Annotated in this window: 1 protein-coding gene; it reads right to left on the bottom strand. The window is 49.9% G+C overall.

From position 1 onward, the window contains the following. Nucleotides 1-810 (bottom strand): histidinol dehydrogenase (gene hisD / locus ACS8FC_RS16455; RefSeq protein ID WP_439297566.1); only part of this gene is annotated, 810 nt, incomplete at both ends.

The following is an 810-nucleotide window of genomic DNA, read 5'->3' as shown; positions in this document are numbered from 1 at the left end:
CATCTAGCAATGCATCAGGGTTATCAACGGACAACTCCAAATGCTCAGGGGCAATACGATTAATCAGTGCCATACCCTCGCTACGATCTTTCACTAAGATAAGCGCGCCGCGGTTTTGTAGCGAATCGCGTGCGATATCTGCTTTTGGTAGCTCAGCGAGTGCTCTTTCTATCTCTAACGCGACTTCTTTTAGCTGCTCTTCACTGGTCGTCACAAAGATAGCTTGAGCGATACGGTCGTGCTCTGCTTGCGACAACAAATCCATCGCGAGCCAATCAGCTCGATCTTGCGCTTCACCCTCTGCATATACCAACACTTCTGAGGGGCCTGCAATCATATCAATGCCGACTTGTCCAAATACTGCACGTTTGGCTGCCGCGACATACTTATTACCCGGCCCTGTGATTTTATCCACGGCTGGAATAGTCTCAGTGCCATAGGCTAAAGCTGCTACCGCCTGCGCGCCGCCAATAGTAAAGACACGGTCAACTTGGGCCAAATGTGCTGCTGCCAATACCAAAGGATTGAGCACCCCTTTTGGCGCTGGTACGACCATGATGACTTCAGCGACGCCAGCCACTTTGGCAGGGATGGCATTCATCAACACTGATGATGGATAAGATGCCAAACCACCCGGCACATAAATGCCAACACGATCAAGTGGCGTGACTTTTTGACCTAAGCGATTACCTAGCTCATCTTCATATTGCCACGTTTCTTGTACTTGACGCTCATGAAAGGTCTGTACCCGAGTAGCTGCTGTGGTCAACGCCGTTTTTACATTCTCATCGAGATTGGCAAATGCATCGG

It is taken from the genome of Psychrobacter sp. 1Y4 (genome assembly GCF_051847555.1).
Note: the sequence above shows the minus strand (reverse complement) of the source record. Positions and strands in the feature narration are given on the sequence as shown.